This is a genomic window from Kitasatospora sp. NPDC051170 (assembly GCF_044455705.1).
GTDB lineage: Bacteria > Actinomycetota > Actinomycetes > Streptomycetales > Streptomycetaceae > Kitasatospora.
The window spans coordinates 199,808-222,091 of the sequence record NZ_JBITFA010000006.1 but is presented as its reverse complement, the minus strand read 5'-3'; the positions used below and the strand labels follow the sequence as shown (position 1 = coordinate 222,091).

Genomic DNA, 22,284 nt, shown 5'->3' with positions numbered 1-22,284 from the left:
AAACCGTGTGCACCGAACCCCGCCGGACCCGTTAGGCTGACCTCCGCCTGTGGAGAGCTGCCCGAGCGGCCTAAGGGAACAGTCTTGAAAACTGTCGTGGCGTGACCCGTCACCGTGGGTTCGAATCCCACGCTCTCCGCTGACGGGGAACACCCGGCCCAGGGCGGGTGCCGAGACCACTCGGCACCCGCCCTCGGCGTTTTCCGGGGGGTTCCGGCCGGCCGGTGTTGACCCTGACACCGTGGGAGGCGGTGGAGTGGAGACATCATGTTGAACATCGGAGACTTCGCCAGCCACGGCCGGGTGTCGGTGCGGATGCTGCGCCACTACGACGCGATCGGCCTGTTGCGGCCCGCCCGGGTCGACCCCGTCAGCGGGTACCGCTCCTACGAGGCCGCCCAACTCGCCCGGCTGAACCGGGTGATCGCGCTCAAGGAGCTCGGCTTCACGCTGCAGCAGGTGCGCGCGGTGCTCGACCAGCAGGTGGACACCGCCGAGCTGCGCGGGATGCTGCGGCTGCGCAGGGCCGAACTCGCCGCCGCCATCGCGGTGGACGAGCAGCGGCTGGCCCGGGTGGAGGCGAGACTCCGGACGATCGAGAGCGAGGGGAACATGTCCGAGCACGATGTGGTCGTGAAGCCGGTTCCGTCGGTGCGGGTGGCCCAACTGACCGGGGTGGCGGCGAGTTACGAGCCCGAGGACATCACGCCGGTGATCGGTCCGCTGTTCGAGGAGCTGTGCCGCCTGGCCGCCGAGGCCGGGATCGAGCCGGCCGGCCCGTCCGTCGCCTGCTACGAGGACTCGGCGGAGGAGGACGGCTCGGTGCTGATCCGGGTCTGCCTCCAGGTCGAGCCCTCGGTGAAGCCGGGGCCGTACGGGTTCGAGGTGCGCACCCTCCCGGCGATCGAGGAGGCGGCGACGATCGTCCACCACGGCTCGATGGACGCGGCCGTGGGAAGTTTCCAGGCGCTGGCCCGCGCCATCGAGGCCGGCGGCTACCGCTCGGCCGGGTACGCGCGCGAGCGGTACCTGGAGACGCCGGACGACATGTCCAAGTGGGTCGTCGAGCTGCAGGAGCCCGTGGTCCGCGCCTGACGGCCCGGCGCCGGGCGGCGCTTGCCCTCGACCAGGTCGAGGGCCCTAGCGTCGCCCGGCGTGACCATCACCGCCGCCGCCCCTTCTCTGCCCCGGCCGTACCTGTTCTGGCTCTCCGGGGTCCAGGCCGGGCTGCTGGGCGACGCCGCGCTGTACTTCGCCCTCGGCTGGGCCGCCTCCGCGTACGGGGGAGGGGCGGCCGGGCTGGTGCTGACGGCGATCACCGTGCCGCGCACGCTCCTCGTCCTGCTCGGCGGGGCGGTGGCCGACCGGTACGGCGCCCGACGGGTGCTGCTCGCCGGGGACGCGGTGATGCTGGCCGCCGTGCTGCTCCTCGCCGCCGCCGTGGGCCGCCTCGGCACTCCGCTGTGGCTGCTGGTCGCGGCGGGGGCCGTGATCGGCACGGTGGACGCGTTCTACCTCCCGGCGAGCGGCTCGATGCCGCGACGCCTCGTACCGGCCGAACTCCTGCCCAGGGCGCTGGCGTTGAGGCAGGCCGGCGGGCAGATCGCGGTCCTGCTCGGGGCGCCGTTCGGCGGGCTGCTGGTCGCCTCCGGCGGGCTCTGCGGCGCGGCCCTGGCGGACGCGGCGAGCTTCGGGGCCGTCCTGCTGGCCGTGCTGTACGTGCGCCCGGCGGGTGCGGACGGGCCCGCCGGCGGTGCCTCGCCCGGGCTGCTGCGGGAGGCGGCCGGAGCCGTCCGCCTCGCCCTGCGCGATCCGCTGCTGCGGGCCGCGCTCCTGCTCACAGGCGCGGCCGCCGGGGGCCTGCTGCCGGTGGTGTCCCTGCTCGGGCCGCTGCTGGCCCGCTCCCACGGGTGGGGCGCGGGCGCCGCGGGCCTCCTCGGGGGCGGGCAGGCGGCCGGGGTGCTGGCGGTGGCGGGCCTGGTGGCCTGGCGCGGCGCGCTGTCCCGCCCGGGGGTGGGTGCCTCGGCGGGCCTCGCCGTGGCCTCGGCCGGTACCGCCGTCCTGGGCCTCGCCACCGATCGGGCGACGGCGTCCGTCGCCGCCGTCGTGATCGGCCTCGGGTCCGGGCTCTTCGCCTCCCACCTCGGCCCGCTCGTCCTCGGCGCGGCCCCGGCTTCGCATCTCTCGCGCGTGCAGGCGTTGTTGACGCTGGTGCAGAGCACGGCGCTGATCCTCGCAAACCCCCTCCTGGGCCGCCTCGCGGACACCACTGGCGCCCAACTCCCCACGCTGCTCTGCGCCTTCCTCACCCTGGCCGCCGCCGCCAGCGCGGCGCACTTGCCCGGCTCCGGACCCCGGGGCAGAGTGCCGGTGTAAGCGGCGGGCGGCGGTGGAGCGGAGGCGGCGATGGGTGAGCTGGTGGAGCGGCTGGAGCTCGGCCTGCCGGACGGGTCCGTGGTGGTGGACCCGGACGTGACGGCCGCGTACCGCCGGGACATGGCCGGGTTCTGCGAGGCCGGCGAGCCCGCCGTGGTGGTGTTCCCGGAGACGGTCGAGCAGGTGCAGCACGTGCTGCGCACCGCCACCGAGCTGCGGGTGCCGGTGGTGCCGCAGGGCGCCCGCACCGGGCTGTCGGGGGCGGCGAACGCCGTCGACGGCTGCGTCGTGCTGTCGATGGTGAGGATGAACCGGATCCTGGAGCTGGACCCGGTGAACCGGATCGCCGTGGTCGAGCCCGGCGTGGTGAACGCCGAACTGTCCCGCGCCGCCGCCGAGTCGGGCCTGGCCTACCCGCCGGACCCGTCGAGCTGGGAGTCCTGCACGATCGGCGGCAACATCGGTACGGGCGCGGGCGGGCTCTGCTGCGTGAAGTACGGCGTCACCGCCGAGTACGTGCTCGGCCTGGACGTGGTGCTGGCGGACGGGCGGCTGCTCTCCACCGGGCGCCGCACGGCCAAGGGCGTGGCCGGGTACGACCTGACCAGGCTGCTGGTCGGCTCGGAGGGCACGCTCGGCGTGGTCGTCCGGGCGGTGCTGGCGCTGCGGCCCGCGCCGGCCCCGCAGCTGGCGCTGGCGGCGGAGTTCCCGAGTGCGGACACGGCGGGGGCGGCCGTGTGCGAGGTGATGGCGCAGGGCCTGACGCCGTCGCTGATGGAGCTGATGGACGCGACCACCGTGCGGGCCGTCAACGAGCTGGGGCGGATGGGCCTGCCGGAGTCGACCCGGGCGCTGCTGCTGGTGGCCTTCGACGGGCCGGACCAGGTGGCGGAGCTGGAGCGGACGGCCGGGATCTGCCGGGCGGCGGGGGCGACGGAGGTGGTGCCGGCCGAGGACCGGGCGGAGTCGGAGCTGCTGCTGGAGGCCCGCCGGCTGGCGCTGCCCGCGCTGGACCGGCTCGGGACCACGATGATCGACGACGTGGCGGTGCCCCGCTCCCGGCTGGCCGTGATGCTGAACGGGGTCGAGGCGATCGCCGAGCGGCACGGGCTGACCATCGGGGTGGTCAGCCACGCCGGGGACGGCAACACCCACCCGATCGTGATCTTCGACGCCTCGGACGAGGACCAGGCGGCGCGGGCCCAGCGGTCCTTCGACGAGATCATGGCGCTCGGCCTGGAGCTGGGCGGGACGATCACCGGGGAGCACGGGGTGGGGCTGCTCAAGCGGGACTGGCTGGCGCGCGAGCTGGGTCCGGTGGGGCTGGAGCTCCAGCGGCAGCTGAAGGCGGTCTTCGACCCGCTGGGAATTCTGAACCCGGGCAAGATGGTCTGATTTTCCTTCCGCCCAATTTTCTGATCTTCTCTCGCCTTCCTTTTCCGCCTTTTTGACAGTGACTGAAAAGTCGACACGGAAGGGTGGCCGAACTTTTCTGGGGCGCATTCGCGGGCGGGACGCGCCCCCGTGGTGCGCCGAGCGGTTCGTACGGTCTCCAAGCGCCCTCGCCAGGGCGTCGCGCCGGGGCTCACCGGAGGCCACCGTCCGGGCGAAACCCCAGTTCGCCGACGGTGTGTCGCCGCGCTGTCCGGTTTCGCCGCCGTTATGCGCCGCCTGGGTGGATATCACGCGAACGGGCGAAATCCGCCGTCGCGGCTAGTGCTTTGTCGATTTGTTGCGGAAGTCTGTCCCTCGGCGTCGCAGCCGCAGGTGTTCGTCTGGCCGGCGAACTCCCGCACATCGCGCTCGGAATCGGGCGAGATAAGAGAGATAAGCACGATAAGCAGCTTCTTGGAGGCTTCTGATGGCTCGTATCCACACCCGTCGGGTGACCGGGTTCCTGCTCGCCGCCCCGCTCGCGGCGGGCCTGCTGCTGGCGGGCGCCGGTGTCGCCGCCGCCGACAACGGCGCGGCCGCCGGGGCCGGTTCCAACGCCGGCGTGGTGTCCAACGTCGGCACCGGCAACGTCTTCGGCGGTCTCGACGGCAACTACGTCTCGACCCAGCAGACGGCCACCGGCTCCGGAGCGTCGAACCAGAGCAACACCCTCGCGGTGAAGGACAACGCGGGCAACGTCCTGGCCGGCCAGGGCAACAAGAACATCAACGTCATCTTCGCGCCGGTCTTCCACTGACCACCCCTCGCACCACCGACGGCGGGGGCGCCGGAGGTGGATGACCGCGGGCGAGCTGAGCATCCGCGGAGGGGCTCGACAACAGTCTCCGGGCGGCACGACCGCCCGGGCTCGGGTCATGTCGGAATGACGACGACGAGCGCATGACCGGCCAGCGGAAAGGGTCGCCGCGAAACCGGCCTCGTGGGCGGTGCCGCCATCGGCACCGCCCACGAGTGCGTCCGGAGCCGGGAGGGACGTGCCCCGCACCGCCGGAACCAGCGCCGGAACCACCGCCGGAATCCACCGGAACCCGCCGGAACGCCACCGAAACGTCACCGGAAACCGCCGCCCACCAGCGGGGACCCGGCCACCGAGGGCCCGCGCCCGGTGGCGTCGGCCCACGGCGGTACGGTTGCGCTCCGACAGCGCACCACGAGCCCGGGCCGGCAGTCGGCCCGGGCGGGTGGAGCGACCGCGGCAACCGGAGGGAAGGACGCCCCATGGCGGCGGAAGAGGAGAGCCTGACCGGCCCCGGCGGGGCCGTGTCCGAGCCGGACGCGCGACCCCGGCAGCCCGAGTGCCCCACCGGCCCGGGCACCGTCCCCGAGCTGCTGCTCGGCCGCCCGCCGATGGCCCGCCCGCTGCCGTCCTTCGACACCGGGGCCCTTCCCGACGAGCCCGGCCCGCTGTTCGTGGAGTGGCTCGCCACCGCGCTGGACGCCGGGGTGCTGGACCCGCAGGCGTTCACCCTCTCCACCGTCGACGAGGACGGCATGCCGGACGCCCGGGTGCTGGTGCTACGCGACGTGGACGCGGCCGGCACCGGCTGGAACTTCTCCATCACCGCCGACAGCCCCAAGGGCCGTCAGCTCTCCGCCCACCCGGCCGCCGCGCTGTCCGTCTACTGGCCGCAGCTGGGCCGCCAGGTGCGGGTGCGCGGCAGCGTCGAGCGCGCGGCCGACGTGGTCGCCGCCGCCGAGTTCGCCACCCGCTCGCCCGCCGCCCGGGCCGCCTCGCTCGTCGGGCGGCAGAGCGAGCGGATGACGGCCCTCGACGAGTACGACGACGCGCTCGCCGCCGCCCACCGCCAGCTGGAGGCCACCCCGGACGTGGTCGCGCCCGGCCACGCCGTCTACACCCTGTGGGCGCACGAGGTGGAGTTCTGGCAGGGCGAGGCCCGCCGCCGCCACGTCCGGGTGCGCTACACCCGCACCGGCCCGGTCCTCACCCCGGAGTGGACGCGCATGCTGCTCTGGCCCTAGACGGGGCCCTACCGCCGCCCGGTCAGCGTGGCCCCCACGCTGGCCGCGACCACGCACGCGATCCCCGCCAGCTGCGGCACCCCGAGCAGCTGCCCGAGCACCACCAGCCCGACCAGCGCGCTGACCGCCGGCTCCAGGCTGACGAGCACGCTGAACACCCGCTGCGGCATCCGCCGCAGCGCCGTCATCTCCAGCGCGTACGGGATCACCGGCAGCAGCAGCGACACCCCGGCGACCGCGGCGAGCAGCATCAGCGGCGAGGCGCCGGGGGCGGTCAGCCCGTCCCGGGCTTCGCCGAACCCGAAGGGAGCGAGCGTCAGCGCACCGGCGGTCATCGACACCGCGAGCCCCTGGAAGCCCTCGAAGACGGCGCCGACCTTGTCGGTGAACAGGATGTACGCCGCGTAGCAGGCCGCCGCGCCGAAGGCGTAGAGCAGGCCGACCGGGTCGAGCCCGCCGCCGCCCTCGCCCTCGCCGAGCAGGGTCAGCAGCGCGACCCCGCCGGCGGCGAGCAGCGCCCAGAGCAGATGGCTGGCGCGCCGGGCGAAGACCAGGGCGACGGCGAGCGGGCCGAGGAACTCGATGGTCGCGGCGGTGCCCATCGGCAGCCGGTCGATCGCGCCGGCGAACAGGAAGGTCATCCCGGCGGAGGCCATCCCGAGCACGGTGGCCGCGGCGAGGTCGCGCGGGCGCTTGCCGCGCAGCTTCGGCCTGGTGACGGCGAGCAGGATGACGGCGGCGAAGCCGAGCCGCAGGAAGGTCGTGCCGCTGACGCCGAGCGGGCCGAACAGCGGCTTGGACAGGGCGATGCCGGTCTGCACCAGGAACATCGCGGTCAGACAGAGAAGCGGCGCCGGGATCCTCTCCGGGCGCCGCAGGGTCCTGCCGAGTCTCCGGCCGGTGGGCCGGCCGGGGAGCGCTTCCGGGGGAGCGGCTGCCGGCATCGGTGCGAGGGTTTCGCTGGGGCTGGAGCTGGGCATAGTGACGAGTTTGCCGTAAGGAGTGACAAACGGGCAAGCTCGTTACCGGAATCGGGACGGATGCGGACGGGTGCGTCCGAAAGGGTGGACTCCCGAGGGGTCCGCGGCGTGGCTGCGGGATTCGTCCGATGGTCCGTCAGTATCAATGGCCGGTGCGCTATCTCCGCCCCGCGGCCCTGCTCGCCGCCTCCCTCGTGCTCCTGCTGGCCACCGACGGGACGGGCGAGAGCGCCGAAGCCTCCGCCCCGGCCGCCGTCGCCCTCCCCCGCATCCGCGCCGTGAAGCTGCCCGACCGGGCCGGCCCGCCCAAGCGCCGCGACACCTGGACCGGCCCCGCCTTCGACGCCTGCACCGCCCCCACCCTCGACACCCTCCGCGCCTGGCGCGGCGCCTCCCCGTACGGGGCGCTCGGCATCTACGTCAGCGGCTCCCAGCGCGGCTGCGCCCAGCCCCGGCTCACCGCCGACTGGGTCCGCCAGGCCCGCGCCATGGGCTGGCGCTTCCTCCCCGTCCACGTCGGCCTCCAGGCCCCCTGCGCCGACCCCACCCACAAACCCAAGCGGATCGACCCCGCGAACGCGGCCCGCCAGGGCCGCGACGAGGCCGGCGAGGCCGCCCGCGCCCTGCGCTCCCTCGGCTTCGCCCAGGGCAGCCCCGTCTACCTCGACATCGAGTCCTACCCCATGCGCGACCCCGCCTGCGGCCAGGCCGTCGTCGAGTTCACCCTCGGCTGGACCCAGGCCCTCCACTCCGCCGGCTACCGCTCGGGCTTCTACTCCAGCCTCGACTCCGGCATCGCCGACCTCGCCGCCGCCGCCCGCGCCGACAGCTCCCCCCTCCCCGACGCCCTCTGGTACGCCCGCTGGGACGACCACCCCGACACCAACGGCTCCGGCCGCCTCGACCCCGACCTCTGGCCCCTCCACCAACGCATCCACCAATACCGCGGCAACACCGAGGAAACCTACGCCGGCGCCACCCTCACCATCGACCGCAACCAGGCCGACGCCCCCACCGCCGACTGAGCGCAGGCCGGTTTCCGGTGACGGCGGGACCAAACCGGGACGAATGCGTGAGCGGTTCCACGGGGGTGGAGGGCTGACAGGGGGCGGGTGGGGCGGCACAATCGGGCACGTCCGCGTGCATTACCGATCGGTAGGGGTGCTCGCGGGAGCTGTCGTCAGTGCCGCCAGGTCAAGGAGGACCCTTGTTCAGCACGATGCAGGATGTCCCGCTCACCGTCGCCCGGATCCTGGAGCACGGGTCCACGATCCACGCCCGTTCGACCGTCACCACCTGGGACGGGACCGGTCCGGTCGTCCGGACGTACGCCGAGGTGGGGGCCCGGGCCGCGCGGTTGGCGTACGCGCTGCGCGACGAGCTCGGGGTCGTCGACGACGACCGGGTGGCCACCCTGATGTGGAACAACGCCGAGCACCTGGAGGCGTACCTGGCCGTCCCCTCGATGGGGGCCGTGCTGCACACGCTGAACCTGCGGCTGCCCTCGCAGCAGCTGTCCTTCATCGTCAACCACGCCGCGGACCGCGTGATCATCGTCGACGGCAGCGTCCTGCCGCTGCTCGCCGCCGTCCTGGGGGACCTGGCGCCGACGCTGAAGCACATCGTGGTCAACGGCCCCGGCGACCGCTCGCTGCTGGCCGGGTTCCCCGGCGCCGTGCACGACTACGAGGAACTGCTCGCCGGCCGCCCGGTCACGTACCCCTGGCGCACCGAGATCGACGAGCGGCAGGCCGCCGCCCTCTGCTACACCTCCGGCACCACCGGCGAGCCGAAGGGCGTGCTGTACAGCCACCGCTCGGTCTACCTGCACTGCCTGCAGGTCAACACCGGTGACAACTTCGCCTTCACCCCGCGCGACACCGCGCTGCCGGTGGTCCCGATGTTCCACGTGAACGCCTGGGGCATCCCGCACGCCGCCTTCATGTCCGGCGCCAACCTGCTCATGCCGGATCGTTTCCTCCAGCCCAAGCCGATGGCCGAGATGATCGCCGCCGTCCGCCCGACCGTCAGCGCGGCCGTCCCCACCATCTGGAGCGGCCTGCTGGACGAGCTGGACGCGGGCGACTATGACACCTCAAGCCTGCGCATGGTGGTCATCGGCGGCAGCGCCTGCCCGCCCTCGCTGATGAAGGGCTTCGAGGAGCGCCACGGCATCCGGGTGCTGCACGCCTGGGGCATGACCGAGACCTCCCCGCTGGGCTGCTTCGCCCAGCCCCCGGGCGGCCTCACCCCCGAGCAGGAGTGGCCGTACCGGGTCACCCAGGGCGTCTTCCCGGCCTCCGTCGAGGCCCGGCTGATCGGCCCGAACGGCGAGCGGATGCCCCACGACGGCGTCGCGGCCGGGGAGCTGGAGGTGCGCGGCCCCTGGATCGCCGCGGCGTACTACGGCGGCGCCGGGCAGGACCCGGTCCGCCCGGAGGACAAGTTCTCCGAGGACGGCTGGCTGCGCACCGGCGACGTCGGCACCATCACGGCGGACGGCTACCTGACCCTCACCGACCGGGCCAAGGACGTCATCAAGTCGGGCGGCGAGTGGATCTCCTCCGTCGAACTGGAGAACGCCCTGATGGCCCACCCCGAGGTGGCCGAGGCCGCCGTGGTCGCCGTGCCGGACGAGAAGTGGGGCGAGCGCCCGCTGGCCACCGTGGTGCTGCGCCCGGGCGCGACGGTCGGGCTCAGGGAGCTGCGGGCCTTCCTCGCGAAGCGGATCGCCTCCTGGCAGCTGCCGGAGCGCTGGTCGATCGTCGAGTCGGTGCCGAAGACCTCGGTGGGCAAGTTCGACAAGAAGGTGATCCGCGCGAGCTACGCGGCGGAGGAGCTGGACGTGACGGTGCTCGGCAAGGAGTAGCCCCGACAGGCAGGGAAGGGGGCCGGTTCCACGTGGAACCGGCCCCCTTCGTCGCTGGTCAGCCCGCTGCGGCGACGCCCGCCTCGCCCATCGCGCCGATCCGCCCGAGCAGGTCGACGATCCGGGACTGCACGTCCTCCCCGGTCGAGCGCTCGGCGAGGAACAGCACCGTCTCGCCGGTGCGCAGTCGGGGCAGTTCGCGCGGGTCGAGGTCCACCGAGGTGTAGACCACCAGCGGGGTGCGGTGCAGCCGGTCGTTGGCGCGCAGCCAGTCGAGCAGGCCGACCCTGCGGCGGCGGATCTGCAGCAGGTCCATCACCACCAGGTTGGGCTGCACGCTGCTGGCGCGGGCCACCGCGTCGCTCTCGTCCGTCGCGTGCTCGACGTGCATGCCGCGCCGCTCCAGACTGGCGATCATGGCGGCGGCGATGTCCGGGTCGCTCTCGACCAGCAGCACCCGGGGCGCGTGGTGCTCGCCGTCGCGCGGGGCGAGGGCGCGCAGCAGCACGGCCGGGTCGGCGCCGTACGCGGCGTCGCGGGTGGCCTGGCCGAGGCCCGCGGTGACCAGCACCGGGATGCGCCGGTTGAGCGCCGCGGTGCGCAGCGACTGCAGCGCGGTGCGGGTGATCGGGCCGGTCAGCGGGTCGACGAAGAGCGCGGCGGGGTCGGCGCCGACCTGGGCGTCCACCTCCTCGCGGGAGCGGACGATCACCGGCCGGTAGCCGCGCGACTGCAGCGCCTGGCGGGTGTTCGGGTCGGGCTCGGGCCAGACCAGCAGCCGCCGCTCGCCGTTCGACCCCTCCTGCGACCCCTCCTGCGACCCCTCCTGCGGCGCCTCCGCGCGCTCGGGGGCCGCGGGCAGCTCGGCCACCGCGCGCGGCGCCGTCCGGGTCTCGACCGGTACGGGCGGCTGCGCGGGCACGGCGGGCAGCGGCGGCGGGCCGATCGGGCGCGGCGGGGCCAGCTCGGCCAGGCCCGTGCCGACGGGCCGGGGCGCGGCGGGCTCCTCGGCGGCGGGCAGCGCGGGCCGGGCGGGCTCCAGCGCGGTGCCGGGGGTGCCGGGGGTGCCGGGGGTGCCGTTCGGCAGGGCGGGGGCCTCCTGGCCGGGGCCGGGCGGCACGGCGAGGCGGCGCCGACGGCCGGTGGGCGCGACGGCGGGCTCCGGCGGCGCGGGCGCGGGGCCCGCGGGCAGGGCGTGCTCCAGGCCGGGGTAGACCGGGAGCACCTCGGGCAGCCCCGGCAGGGCTCCCGGCGCGGCACCGGGCATGGCACCGGTCATCGCGCCTGGCATGGCGTCCGGCAGGGCGTCCGGTAGGGCGAAAGCGCCGGAGGAGTCCTCGGTGGAGGGCAGTCCGCGGCGCCGTCTGGGCTTGGCGGCCTCGCCCTCGCCGGACGGGTCGGCCGACGACACGGGGGCCTCGGCCACGGCCGTGCCGGGGCCGAGCGCGAGCGGCTCGCGACCGCCCGTACGGGCCTGGGCGGGGCGGCCCCCCTCGACGGGCACGGCGTAGGCGGGGCCGGAGCGGCCGTCGTCCTTGCCCCAGGGGTCGGTCCGGGTGCCGTCGGGGCCGGTCAGGCCCTGGCGCCCGTACGCGGGGCCGGCGTTGCTGACCCACTGCCCGGTGGCGTCCCGCTCGGCGGGAGCAAGGGGTGCGGCCGGGGCCCCGGGGCCGACCGGTTCGGTCTCGGCGGCGGGGCGGCCACGGCGGCCGCGTCGCTCGGCGGGGGGCTCCTCGGCGCCCGCGCGCTCCGGCTCGGGGGTCTCGCGCGCCGGGCGCTCGCCCCCGGCCGGCGACTCCGCGGGCTCGGCCGCCTCCTCGCTGCTGGGCAGCTGCGGGATGCCGGGCAGCTCGGGCAGGACGGCGCTGTCGGTCTCCTTGGGCCGGTCCGAGCGGCCCTCGGCGGCCGCGCGCTCGGCGGCGGCCTTCGCGGCGGCCGGGTCCAGCGGCAGCTCGACGACGTACGTGGTGCCGGCCTTGCCGGGCAGCTCGTGCGGCTGGAGGACGCCGCCGTGGCGCTCGACCACCGCGCGGGCTATCGGCAGGTGGACGGCGCTGCCGCCGCGGCCGGGGCCGCGGATCTCGACCCGGGCGACGTCGCCGCGCTGGGCGGCGGCCAGGACGACGGTCGGCGGTTCGGGGACAGGCCGCGGCGCGGGCACGCCGGTCAGCCCGGGCACGGCGAGGCCGGGGGAGGCGGCGAGGGGGGCGTCCAGCGCGTGGCCGACGCCGCTGACGTCGGCGACCAGGTGCGCCAGCGCCTGGGCGAGCCGCTGCTCGTCGGCGATCACCTCGACGGCGGCGGCGTGCACCGAGAACCGCACCCGGCCCGGGCCGGTCAGCTCCCCGGCCTCCTGGACGGCCCGCCGGACCACCGTGTCCAGGCCGACGGGGACGTGCTCCTGGGCGGGCTGGCGGCCACCCTTTCCGTCCCCGCTTTCCTTACCGTCCCTACCGTCCCTACCGTCCTTGCCGTCCTTGCCCTCGGCCGGGGCGCCCGCTCCGGCCTCGGCGCGCTGGTGGGCCAGCACGTCGTCGATGAGCTTCCCGTAGCGGCGGCACTCGTCGGCGAGGCGACGCAGCGTCCAGTTGGCCTCGGGCCACAGCTGCCCGGCCGGGTCGGCGGCGAGGGTCTCCAGCCGCTGGTTCAACGCGCCGAGCGCGCCGCCGAGTTCGTTCTCCAGGACGGCGGTGAGGTGCTCGTTGCGGGCGATGAGGGCGAGTTCGCGGCTGCGGTCGGTGAAGGTCATCACCGCGCCGACCAGCTGGTCCCCGTCCCGGACGGGGGCGGTGGTGAGGTCGACGGTGACGGGCCGGCCGTCCTTGCGCCACAGCACGGTGCCGCGCACCCGGTGCTTGCGCCCGGAGGTCAGCGTGTCCAGCAGCGCGGACTCCTCCAGCGCCAGCGGGGTGCCGTCCGGCCGGGAGTGCTGGATCAGCGGGTGCAGCTCGCGCCCGCCCAGCTCGCTGGCCCGGTACTCCAGGATGTGCGCGGCGGCCGGGTTGACCAGGACGCAGCGCCCCTCGAGGTCCACGCCGAGCACGCCCTCGGCGGCGGCCCGCAGGATCATCTCGGTCTGCTTGTGCTGGCGGCGCAGCTCGGCCTCGACGCCGACGCGGCCGGAGAGGTCGCGGACCAGCAGCAGGAGCAGGTCGGAGGAGGGGGAGCGGTTGCCCTCGCGGTAGGGGTCGTACGGGACGAGCGGCGAGAGCGCGTAGCCGCGGCCGTCGGTGTCGCCGTCGGCGAAGTCGTTGCCGGACACCTCGACGGGGAAGGTGGTGCCGTCGGTGCGGTGGGCGGTCATCCGGACCGGACGGTCCAGGGGGTCGTCCTCGCGGGTGGCCGGGCGCATCGAACCGGGGATGCGGCTCGGGTCGAACTCGGGCAGCAGGCCCAGCACGCCCATGCCGACCAGTGAGGTGCCCGGGGCCTGCAGCGACTGGACGGCGGCGCTGTTGGCGTCCACGACGGTGCCGTTGCTGTTCACCAGCAGCAACGCGTCGGGCAGGGCGTCGAGTATGGCGTCGAGGCGAGCAGCGCCTCGGATCGGCCTGCTGCTCACGTCGACAGGTCTCCTCGGCTCGGGGCAGCTCCTCCGGAGACGGCAGTATCTCATTCTTCTTTGCGGCGGGGACGACCCGCCTAGTAACGTGGGCGGTGGTTGGTGCCGGGCCCCACGGTTATGGCATCATCACTGACACACGGAACGGGTCCGCGCGAGCGGGCGTGCTCCTTGTGGGGAGGCTTCGCCTAGTCCGGTCTATGGCGCCGCACTGCTAATGCGGTTTGGGTCTTAAAGCCCATCGAGGGTTCAAATCCCTCAGCCTCCGCAGCACGGGAGCCCCGTCGACGGTCACGTCGGCGGGGCTCTTCGCATGCCGGGGCATGTCGGGAGCCGGTCGCCGGACGACCCTCCGACCGCCCCGTCCCGGGGCCGGAGCAATCGATTTCGTCCCACGTCGCAGGTCATGTAATGTTGTCCTCGCACCGCCCCGGGGGCAACGTTCACCGGGGCGAGCGCTCATAGCTCAACGGATAGAGCACTTGACTACGGATCAAGAGGTTGCAGGTTCGAATCCTGCTGAGCGCACCACAACTCCGCAAGATCGGGTTCGCCCGTTCCTTGCGCTCATAGCTCAACGGATAGAGCACTTGACTACGGATCAAGAGGTTGCAGGTTCGAATCCTGCTGAGCGCACCACCGAGAAGCCCCCGGCCACAGGCCGGGGGCTTCTCGCGTTCCACGGCCGCCCCGGAGGATCGAACGGGCATTCCCGGTCGATGGGTTGACACCGAACACCGGGCTCCGGCGGATTGTTCTGAATTCCCCTTTCCCGTACGGCATTTCCGTGCGCCGCGAGCAGGATCGATTGCCGCCTAATGGATGAAATGCATCCGTTTCGGGTACATCCCGTCCTGCCGCCCGGATGCCTGCCAAACGGGTGGGACCCGGCCAAAACAGCAGGTGTCGCGGTATGACCGGCTCAGGATCGTGATTCCGTTTTGTCCGATCTTGTGTCCAGACTGCCCGCCGTCCCGGCAGCCGACCGTGAAGGAGAGCCGGATGAGCCGACAGTTCCCCCGCACAGCTGCCGCCCTGGCCGTCCTCACGGCAGGGCTGCTGACCGGCTGGAACGCCCCGCTCTCGGTGGCCGAACAGTCCCCCGACACCTGGTCCGGGGAGCACCGCGCGGTGCTGCCCTCGGGCCTTTCCGTCCAGCTGGAATTCGCCGCCTCCCCGGGCGTCGGCATCACCGCCACGGCCGGGGAATTGGCCGACCGGGCCGGCGGGCGTTCGGCCACGCCGTACGCGGACGGAATGAACCCCGGAGATCCGGCGCAGGTATTCGCGGTCGCCGACGGCGAAGCGCGGCCGGACGGTTCCTGGCACCAGGTCGGAACGCTGCGGCTGACATTCTCCCGGCCCGTCCGCAATCCCCGGCTCCACCTCAGCGGGCTCGCCGCCCTCGCCACCGGGAAGTCCGGCACCACCTCCACCGCGGCCCGCCTCACCCTCACCGGCGGCGCGCCCGCCGCCCCCGCCCTGACCGGCCGCACCGACTGGGCGGGCTGGAGGGTCGACGCCGCGACCCTGGCCCCGGCCGGCGCGGACGGCTCCACCGACGGCGCGGCCGGCTCCGCCGCCGAGGGCACCGTCGAACTCACCGGGACGATCCGCGGCGCGGAGTTCCGCGTCGAGCAGCGCAGCACCGCCCGGGCCGGGAGCACCACCCCCGCGCCCGCGCTGAGCCACGCCTACACCGTCAGCGTCGACGAGGACCTCGGCACCGCCCCGCAGGACTACGGCAACGCCTCCCACGTCGTCTCCGACCTCTTCCTCGGCCGCGACGCCACCGGCTCCGGCCGCAGCGCCCGTCCGTCGGCCTCCGGGGGCTCCGGTGCCTCCGGTTCCTCCGGCCGGGGCGACGAGCCGATGGTCCAGCTCGACCACGGCGCCGCCCGGCGCAGCCCGTTCGACCGGCCCGCCGCCAGCCCGCCGCCGCCCAGGCTCCAGCCCGGCCGCGGTGAGTACCAGGGCGCCGACCCCTCGATCAGCTTCCCCGCGGAGGCTTCCGTCGGCCGCTATTACCGGGTCACCGTGCCCGTCGCCGTGGGGGACCAGGCCGCGACCCTGGCCGGCTGGATCGACTTCGACCACAACGGCCACTTCGACCCGACCGAGCGGGTGCAGGTCGAGATCCCCGCCGGCGCCGACACCGCGACCCTGGAGTGGACCGTCCCGCCCGCCGCCGCCGGCGACACCTGGGCCCGGCTGCGGCTCGCCCGGGACACCGGCCAGCTCATCGGCTCCGGCGGCTTCGCCGACTCCGGGCAGGTCTCCGACCAGAGGATCAAGCTGACGGTCGGCGCCGCGCGGCCCGAGATCGCCGACCCCGTCGACGGCGACGTGCTCGCCGACACCCGCCCGCAGATCCGCGGCGAGGCGGCCATCCCGGGTGCCACCGTCGAGGTCCGGGACGGGGACACCGCGCTCTGCCGCGCCAAGGCCGGGCGCGGCGGCGACTGGACCTGCCGGCCCGACACCGCGCTGGCCGGAGGTGTGCACAGCCTCACCCCGGTCGAGACCACCGCCGGCGGCGTGGTGCTGCGCGGCGAGGCCGTCCGGGTCAGCGTCAAGACGGCGCCGCCGAGCACGCCCGTGCTCACCGTGCCGGAGTTCACCGACGATCCGGCGCTGCTGCTCACCGGCACCGGCGAACCCGGCAGCGCCGTCTCGGTCTCGGACCGCCGCTCCGACAGCGAACTGTGCACCACCGCCGTGCGGGCGGACGGCCAGTGGTCCTGCATCCCCGTCGAGAACCTGGCGGACGGGCAGCACCTGCTCACGCCCGTCGCCGTCGACGCGGCCGGGAACCGGACCACCGGCAAGCCGGTCACGCTGACCGTCGACACCGTGCCGCCGGACAAGCCCGTCCTCGCCTCGCCGGCCTCCGGGGAGACCGTCCGCAGCAGCCGTCCGAAGCTCACCGGGCGCGCCGAACCCGGGGTGAACGTGCAGGTCACGGCCCGGACGGGTGGCGCGGACGCGGTGGAGCGGACGGTGTTGTGCGGGGCCACGGCGGCCCTCGACGGCAGCTGGAGCTGCACCGCCAACCGGGACCTGGCGGACGGGGCGCAGTGGCTCGTCGTCACGGCCACGGACCGGGCGGGGAACGCGACTTCGGGGGACCCGGTGGCGATCCGGGTCACGGCGGGGGCGGGTACGGCCGGCGCCTCGCCGAGTCCGTCCGCGGCGGCCACGGCGACGGCGACGGCATCGGCCGGTGGCACGGCTTCGCCGAGCGCACCTGCTTCGGTGCCTGCTTCGGTGCCCGCTTCGGTTCCGGCGAGTGCCTCGGCTTCGAGCCCGGTGGCGGGGACGGGTTCGGCCTCGCCGAGTGCGAACCCGAGCCCGACTGCATCGGTCTCGGTCTCGGTCTCGGCCTCGACGTCGTCGTCGGCGGCGGTTTCGCCGAAGCCGAGCCCGAGTGCTCCGGCCTCCGTGATGCCGGAGGTGCCGGAGGTGCCGGTGACGGTACCGCTGCCGCCGGGTGTGCTGCCGATTCCCGTACCGGCGGTCCCCGTGCCGGCCCCGGTTCCGGGGGTGCCGAGCCCGAGTGCGGTCGCCTCGGCACCGGTGGCCTCGCCGTCGGCGGTGCCGACGGTGTCGGGCGCGCCGACTGCGTCGGTGTCGCCTTCGGTGGCGGCGTCGGCTCTGCGGCCGGTCGAGCCCGGGGTGTTGCCGGTCTACGTCCCGCCGGTCCCTGCTCCGGTTCCGCCGGTCGCGGCCCCGAAACCGAGCGCTTCCCCCGCCTCACCGAAGCCGAGCGCGAGCCCGAGTACGAGTATGAGCGCGAGTACGAGCGCGAGCCCGAGCCCGAGTCAGAGCCCCAGCGCCTCCGCGCAGGTCACGGCTTCGCCATCCGCTTCGCCGTCCGCCGCTTCGTCCGCTTCATCCGCCTCGGCCGGTTCGAGGGCCGTGCTCACACCCACCGACCCGCCGCCCTCGTCGGCAGCGGCTGCGGAGGAGGAGCAGCCCGAGAGCGGAGTGGCGCGGCCGCAGGCGGCGCCGCCCTCCGCGGGGCATGTGGCGGCCGCGCCGCGCGGGGAGTCCGCCCGGCGGGGCCTGCTCGCCGGAGTCCTGCTGGTGCTCGCCGGGATCGCGCTCATCACCCGCCGGGTGATCGCGCGGGGGCCCGGCTCCAGACGGCGCTGACCTGCACCGACCCGCATCGACCTTCCTTCGACCGTCCCCGAACCGTCACGACCATCCGTTCATGTGCCTGCGCGTCAGGTCGGCTTTGGACGATTCGTCAGCAAATGTCGACACACCTCGGCTCAAATGTCGCATTTGATGACGTATGAACTTAGCCTGACTCTGGCACTGCCCGTCAGATCCGGGCCGCCCGTTGCGCGACACACCGACCCTGAGGACCCGTGCATGGACGTCACCCGCGATTCGTCGCAGCGACCCGACCACCTGCCCAAGCCGCTCCCCCCGGCACTGCCGGAACGTTCCGCCTCGGGTTCCAGCCCGCTGGCCAAGGCCCCGACCGTGCAGATGACCAAGACCGCCAAGCCGGCCGGCCCGGTCGGCCCGGTCAGCCCGGTCGATGCGGCCGACGCGGGTCCGGCGACCACCCCGCTGGCCCTGGTGCCCAGCCCCTTCCAGGGCGGCCCCTCCGACCTGCGCGATCCCCTGGAGGCGGCCGCGCCGGAGACGGTCGAACTGCCCGGAGCCGGTGTGCCGGGCGCCGCCACCTCCCGCCGCCCCCCGCGCGCCGACCAGGCGCTGCGGGAGCACGGCGCCAGGGCCGTGCCCGGCTGGATCGCCGTGTTCGTCGTGCTGCTCGGCCTGGCCGGAGTGCTGTACCCGCTGCTGCGCACCGGCGTCGTCCCGCACTGGGACGTGCTGCCCGACCTGCGCGGCGCCGCCGCGAAGGAGGGCGGCCGGGCCGAGGTGGACCTCGTCTCGATCGCCGAGGTGGCCGGGGCGGGCCTGGTCGCGGTGTTCGCGCTGGCCGGCCTGCTGGCCAACGCCGGCGGCGAGACCCGGGTGCTGACCCGCTGGGGCCGCTACCGGGGGACGGTGCGCCGCACCGGCCTGATGTGGGTCAACCCGCTGCTGCGCCGCCGCCGGGTGGACGTGCGGCTGCGGCACTGGCGCAGCGAGCCGGTCAAGGTGGTCGACCGCACCGGCACCCCGATCGTGGTCCGGCTGCTGATCGTCTGGCGGGTCAAGGACACCGCGCGGGCGCTGCTGGCGATCGAGGACCACGAGGGCTACCTGCGCGAGCAGGTCCAGGCCGTGCTGACCCGGACGGCCTCCATCCTGCCCTGCGACAGCAACGCGGCCCCCGGCCCGGCCCTGCGCGACGGGCAGTGGTTCGCCGACGAGCTGACCCGGGCCCTGGCCGCCGAGGCGGCCCCGGCCGGGCTGGAGGTGTACTCGGTGCAGCCGTTGGCGCTGGACTACGCGCCCGAGGTCGCCGAGTCGATGCGCCGCCGCCGGCTGGCCGACCTGGACGCCGGTCTGCGCACGGTGCTGGTCGACGACGCGGTGGAGGCGGCGGCCCTGGCCGTGCGCCGGCTGGAGCGGGCCACCGCCCACGAACTGGACGAGGCCGCCCGCAGCGCGCTGATGGAACAGCTGCTGGTCGCCTTCGTCGCACCGGCCGGAGTGGCCGCTTCGGTACCGCCTCCGGCCGTCCGGGCCGGGAGGAAGGAAGGACGACCCGCATGAGGATAGCCACCGGCGCGTACGCCGAACCCGACGTCGAGCAGGCGGTGGACGCCGGACTGATCGGCTTCGAGGAGAGCCTCGGCAGCATCCCCGCGATCGCCGGCTGCGGCTGCCCGAACTGCGCGGCCCGGCCGCGTACCGCCGACTCCGACTCCTCGGCCGGTGGCAGCCGAATACACCGCGCCGTGCGGGGGACCTGCCTGGCGACCACCGTCCTGGCGGGCGCCGGAGTGGTCGGCCTGACGGCCGGTGCCGGGGCCGCGCACGCCGCGCCGGGCACCCAGGGCTGGGACGGGTCGAAGTACTGGTTCAAGAACGGTGCGGGCGAGTGGCGTTGGACGAGCCACTACACCGTGTACTCCGACCGCACCGGCGGGTCGGGCTCCTCCGGCGGCCAGGCGGTGTCCAACGGCTCGGCCTCCTCCTGGGGGATGCAGCAGGGCTGGGACGGGTCGAAGTACTGGTTCAAGAACGGCGCCGGCGAGTGGCGTTGGACGAGCCACTACGACGTCTACCTGAACCGCACCGGCCAGTCCGGCGGCGGCTCGGCGCCGCAGACCTCCTCCCAGCCGTCCGGGAGCAGCGCGCCGAGCTCGGGCAACACCGAGGCGGCGATCGGCTACGCGCTCGCCCAGCTGGGCAAGCCGTACGTCTGGGGCGGTGACGGCCCGACCGGCTACGACTGCTCGGGGCTGGTCCAGCAGGCGTACCGGCGCAGCGGGATCAGCCTGCCGCGGGTGGCCGACGACCAGTACGCGGCCACCACGCCGATCAGCGCGGGGCAGCTGCGCCGGGGTGACCTGGTGTTCTGGTCGGACAGCGGCCGGGCCTCGGGGATCCACCACGTGGGGATCTACCTGGGCGGCGGCAAGTTCGTCGAGGCGCCGAGGCCGGGCAAGACCGTCCGGATATCGACGCTCAACTCGGGCTACTACCCGACCCACTTCGGTCGGCCGTAAGCCCTTCGTGGCATGCCTCGGCCCCGGCGGGAACACACCCGCCGGGGCCGAGGCGTGCGGTCAGGCGGAGGCTTCGTCCAGCAGGGCGGTCTGCGCCGGGGTGAGCTCCAGGGCGGCGGCGGCCAGCAGCGGGGGCAGCTGCTCGACGGTGCGGGCGCTGGCGATCGGGGCGGCGACGGTCGGGCGGGCGGTGAGCCAGGCGAGGGCGACGGTGGCGAGTTCGACGCCGTGCTCGGCGGCGACGGCGTCCAGGGCCTCCAGCACCTTGGGGCCGCGCGGCTCGGCCAGGTAGCGGGCGGCGCCCTCGGCGCGGGCGCTGGTGACGTCCGGGCCGCCCGGGCGGTACTTGCCGGTCAGGAAGCCGGAGGCCAGCGCGTAGTAGGGGACGGTGGCCAGGCCGTGCCGGGCGACGACCTCGGCCAGCGGGCCCTCGAAGGTGGCGCGGGAGACCAGGTTGTAGTGCGGCTGGACGGCGACGTACGCGGCCAGGCCCTCGCGCTCGGAGAAGGCCAGCGCCTCGGCGAGCCGCTCGGCGGAGATGTTGGAGGCGGCGACGGCGCGGACCTTGCCCTCGCGGACCAGCTCGTCCAGCGCGGTGACGAACTCCTCGACCGGGGTCTCGTCGTCGCGGTGGGTGTAGTACAGGTCGATGTGCTCGACGCCGAGGCGGCGCAGCGAACCCTCGGCGGACGCCTTGATGTTGGCCGCGCTCAGGCCGCTCGCCTCGGGGTGCATGCCGACCTTGGTGGCGATCACCACGTCGTCCCGGCGGCCGCGGCTGCGCAGCCAGTCGCCTATGACGGTCTCGGACTCGCCGCCGGCGTTGCCCGGCGCCCAGGCCGAGTAGACGTCGGCGGTGTCGACGAAGTTGCCGCCGACGGCCGTGTAGGCGTCCAGGACGGCGAAGGACTGCTGCTGGTCGGCCGTCCACCCGAAGACGTTGCCGCCCAGGGAGAGCGGGGAGACGGACAGGTCGGAGGTGCCGAGGCTCACCCGGCTGAAGGCTGCGGTCATGATCGCAGTCAACCGGACGGGCGGGCGGCGCATTCCGTGCGTCGCACGGACTTCACGCGCTCGTCGTCCCGCCGTCGCAGAACGCGGTGCGTGCGGGCAGGTGAGGCGGGGTCCGGGGTGTGCCTGAGGTGGGCGGATTCGTTAGAGTCCGTGCCATGGCTGACAACGACTACGACCCCGCCGGCAGCACTCAGATGTTCCGGGCGTTCGTCGACGAGACTCCGGCGGCCCCCCAGGCTCCGGGTTCCGTCTCCACCTACGGCAGCACCGGCGGCGGCAGGCGCACCGGCGTGATCGCGCTGATCGCCGTCGTGGCCCTGGTGGTTCTGGGCACCGTCGTCTGGCTGGCGGTCAAGTAGAACCCTCGGGCGACCCCCGCGCGGGTGACCCTCGTCCGGGTCACCCGCGCGGCGGGCGCGTGAGGTTCAGCAGGGCTTGCGCCAGGCGTTCAGGTCGAGCTGCTTCTGCATCGAACTGAAGCCCAGGGACTTGGCCTTGGCGCAGAACTGGTTGGTGTCGAGCTTGTACTCGACGTGGAAGACCGCCTTGTTGGCCTTGATGAACGGCGCGACGCGGTCGCACTCGTCGAACTGCGAGCACTCCTCGTTGACCGCGAAGTCGAAGTCCGGCAGCAGCGCGGGGATCTGGTCGAGGTCGTTCTTGAGGCCGATGGCCAGGCCGCGCTCGTGCGCGAGCTTGGCGAGCATGCGGTTGTACGCGAGCTGGTCCTCGGGGGTCAGCGGGAAGCCGCTGTGCTGGTTGTACGCCTCGATGGTGTCGGGCTCGATGGCGTCGAAGCCCTTGCTCTTGCACATGTCGAAGCGCGCGGCCATCAGCGGCTTCAGCTGGTCCAGCTTGCGGATGTCGAACCACTTCTCGCCCGTCCAGCCCGTGTCCGAGCCCTGGAGGGCCTTGGAGAAGGCTTTGGAGTCGGGGCGGAAGTCCTCCCAGGAACCGGCGTTGATGTAGCAGATCACCTTGCGGCCCTTGGCGTGCAGGGCGGAGACCACCGAGGCGTCGTTCTCGAAGCCGTCGATGTCGTAGACCGGTACGTCCACCGACTGGTCCACCGGGCCGCTGCCGAGCTGCCACTGCCAGGCCAGGCCCGGGGTGGGCTGCCAGTGGCCTCCGGCGGCCGGCGGCGGGACGGGGGCGCCCGGGGTGCTGGGGGCGGTCGTCGTGGCGCCCGGGGTGGTGGGCGTCGTGCCGGGCGGGGTGGCCGGGGTGGTGGTGCCGGGGGCCCCGGGGGTGCTCGGGGCGGTGGCCGCGGGCGGGTTGCTCGGGGAGGCGTCGGCCGAGTCCTGGTCGTCGTCCGAGCCCGAGCTGCTGCACGAGGTGGCGAGCAGCGCGGTGGCGGTGGCGAGGGCTACGGCGGCGGGCGTCAGCCGGAGGCGGCGGTTCACGGGT

15 protein-coding genes and 4 tRNA genes are annotated in these 22,284 nt (G+C 74.4%); 15 read left to right on the top strand and 4 right to left on the bottom strand.

Annotated features, from left to right (window positions below; all coding sequences use genetic code 11):
- Window positions 1-51: 51 nt before the first annotated feature.
- The 6 genes from ACIBCA_RS15920 (at window position 52) to ACIBCA_RS15895 (ending at window position 5,811) form a co-directional block, all read left to right on the top strand.
- Window positions 52-139 (top strand) — tRNA-Ser (locus ACIBCA_RS15920).
- Between the two features lie 128 nt (window positions 140-267).
- Window positions 268-1,095 carry a MerR family transcriptional regulator gene (locus ACIBCA_RS15915; RefSeq protein WP_396283460.1) on the top strand — a complete coding sequence of 276 codons (828 nt, stop codon included), beginning with the start codon at window positions 268-270 and terminating at the stop codon, window positions 1,093-1,095.
- 60 nt (window positions 1,096-1,155) lie between these two features.
- Window positions 1,156-2,376, top strand: coding sequence for an MFS transporter (locus ACIBCA_RS15910; protein ID WP_396283459.1), 1,221 nt, complete (start codon window positions 1,156-1,158; stop codon window positions 2,374-2,376).
- A gap of 30 nt (window positions 2,377-2,406) precedes the next feature.
- Window positions 2,407-3,771 carry an FAD-binding oxidoreductase gene (locus ACIBCA_RS15905; RefSeq protein WP_396283458.1) on the top strand — a complete coding sequence of 455 codons (1,365 nt, stop codon included), beginning with the start codon at window positions 2,407-2,409 and terminating at the stop codon, window positions 3,769-3,771.
- Between the two features lie 466 nt (window positions 3,772-4,237).
- Entirely contained in the window at window positions 4,238-4,567 is a 330-nt protein-coding gene (locus ACIBCA_RS15900) for a hypothetical protein (RefSeq protein WP_396283457.1), read from the top strand.
- A 482-nt stretch (window positions 4,568-5,049) separates the two neighbouring features.
- Window positions 5,050-5,811 (top strand): pyridoxal 5'-phosphate synthase, encoded by a 762-nt coding sequence (locus ACIBCA_RS15895; protein WP_396283456.1) that lies wholly within the window; start codon window positions 5,050-5,052, stop codon window positions 5,809-5,811.
- An 8-nt stretch (window positions 5,812-5,819) separates the two neighbouring features.
- Here ACIBCA_RS15895 and ACIBCA_RS15890 read toward each other — a convergent pair whose 3' ends face one another.
- Window positions 5,820-6,791, bottom strand: coding sequence for an EamA family transporter (locus ACIBCA_RS15890; protein WP_396283455.1), 972 nt, complete (start codon window positions 6,789-6,791; stop codon window positions 5,820-5,822).
- A gap of 152 nt (window positions 6,792-6,943) precedes the next feature.
- On the opposite strand from ACIBCA_RS15890, the gene ACIBCA_RS15885 reads away from it, so the two are divergent.
- Both ACIBCA_RS15885 and ACIBCA_RS15880 read left to right on the top strand, forming a co-directional pair.
- Window positions 6,944-7,816 (top strand): DUF1906 domain-containing protein, encoded by an 873-nt coding sequence (locus tag ACIBCA_RS15885; protein WP_396283454.1) that lies wholly within the window; start codon window positions 6,944-6,946, stop codon window positions 7,814-7,816.
- Window positions 7,817-7,998: 182 nt separating this feature from the next.
- Window positions 7,999-9,660 carry a long-chain fatty acid--CoA ligase gene (locus ACIBCA_RS15880; protein ID WP_396283453.1) on the top strand — a complete coding sequence of 554 codons (1,662 nt, stop codon included), beginning with the start codon at window positions 7,999-8,001 and terminating at the stop codon, window positions 9,658-9,660.
- A gap of 58 nt (window positions 9,661-9,718) precedes the next feature.
- Here ACIBCA_RS15880 and ACIBCA_RS15875 read toward each other — a convergent pair whose 3' ends face one another.
- Window positions 9,719-13,222: a PAS domain-containing protein gene (locus tag ACIBCA_RS15875; protein ID WP_396283452.1), complete on the bottom strand. Its 3,504-nt coding sequence runs from the start codon at window positions 13,220-13,222 to the stop codon at window positions 9,719-9,721.
- A 177-nt stretch (window positions 13,223-13,399) separates the two neighbouring features.
- Here ACIBCA_RS15875 and ACIBCA_RS15870 point away from each other — a divergent pair.
- From ACIBCA_RS15870 to ACIBCA_RS15845, 6 genes are all read left to right on the top strand, one after another.
- A tRNA-Ser gene (locus ACIBCA_RS15870) sits at window positions 13,400-13,490 on the top strand.
- A 187-nt stretch (window positions 13,491-13,677) separates the two neighbouring features.
- Window positions 13,678-13,753, top strand: a tRNA-Arg gene (locus tag ACIBCA_RS15865).
- A gap of 32 nt (window positions 13,754-13,785) precedes the next feature.
- Window positions 13,786-13,861, top strand: a tRNA-Arg gene (locus ACIBCA_RS15860).
- Between the two features lie 363 nt (window positions 13,862-14,224).
- Complete coding sequence (locus ACIBCA_RS15855; protein ID WP_396283451.1) at window positions 14,225-17,377, top strand: Ig-like domain-containing protein; 3,153 nt, start codon at window positions 14,225-14,227, stop codon at window positions 17,375-17,377.
- Between the two features lie 225 nt (window positions 17,378-17,602).
- Complete coding sequence (locus ACIBCA_RS15850; RefSeq protein ID WP_396283450.1) at window positions 17,603-18,904, top strand: SPFH domain-containing protein; 1,302 nt, start codon at window positions 17,603-17,605, stop codon at window positions 18,902-18,904.
- The gene (locus tag ACIBCA_RS15845; RefSeq protein ID WP_396283449.1) at window positions 18,901-19,863 is read left to right on the top strand and encodes a C40 family peptidase; all 963 of its coding nucleotides are present in this window, start codon (window positions 18,901-18,903) and stop codon (window positions 19,861-19,863) included. The genes ACIBCA_RS15850 and ACIBCA_RS15845 overlap by 4 nt, the downstream gene beginning before the upstream one ends.
- Window positions 19,864-19,923: 60 nt before the next feature.
- Here the strand turns inward: ACIBCA_RS15845 and ACIBCA_RS15840 are convergent, their stop codons facing one another.
- Window positions 19,924-20,877: an aldo/keto reductase gene (locus tag ACIBCA_RS15840; protein WP_396283448.1), complete on the bottom strand. Its 954-nt coding sequence runs from the start codon at window positions 20,875-20,877 to the stop codon at window positions 19,924-19,926.
- Window positions 20,878-21,032: 155 nt separating this feature from the next.
- Between ACIBCA_RS15840 and ACIBCA_RS15835 the strand changes: the two genes are divergently transcribed.
- Entirely contained in the window at window positions 21,033-21,236 is a 204-nt protein-coding gene (locus ACIBCA_RS15835; protein WP_396283447.1) for a hypothetical protein, read from the top strand.
- A gap of 66 nt (window positions 21,237-21,302) precedes the next feature.
- Here the strand turns inward: ACIBCA_RS15835 and ACIBCA_RS15830 are convergent, their stop codons facing one another.
- A complete protein-coding gene (locus ACIBCA_RS15830; protein WP_396283446.1) occupies window positions 21,303-22,280 on the bottom strand; it encodes an endo alpha-1,4 polygalactosaminidase in 978 nt (325 codons plus the stop codon).
- Window positions 22,281-22,284 lie beyond the last annotated feature (4 nt).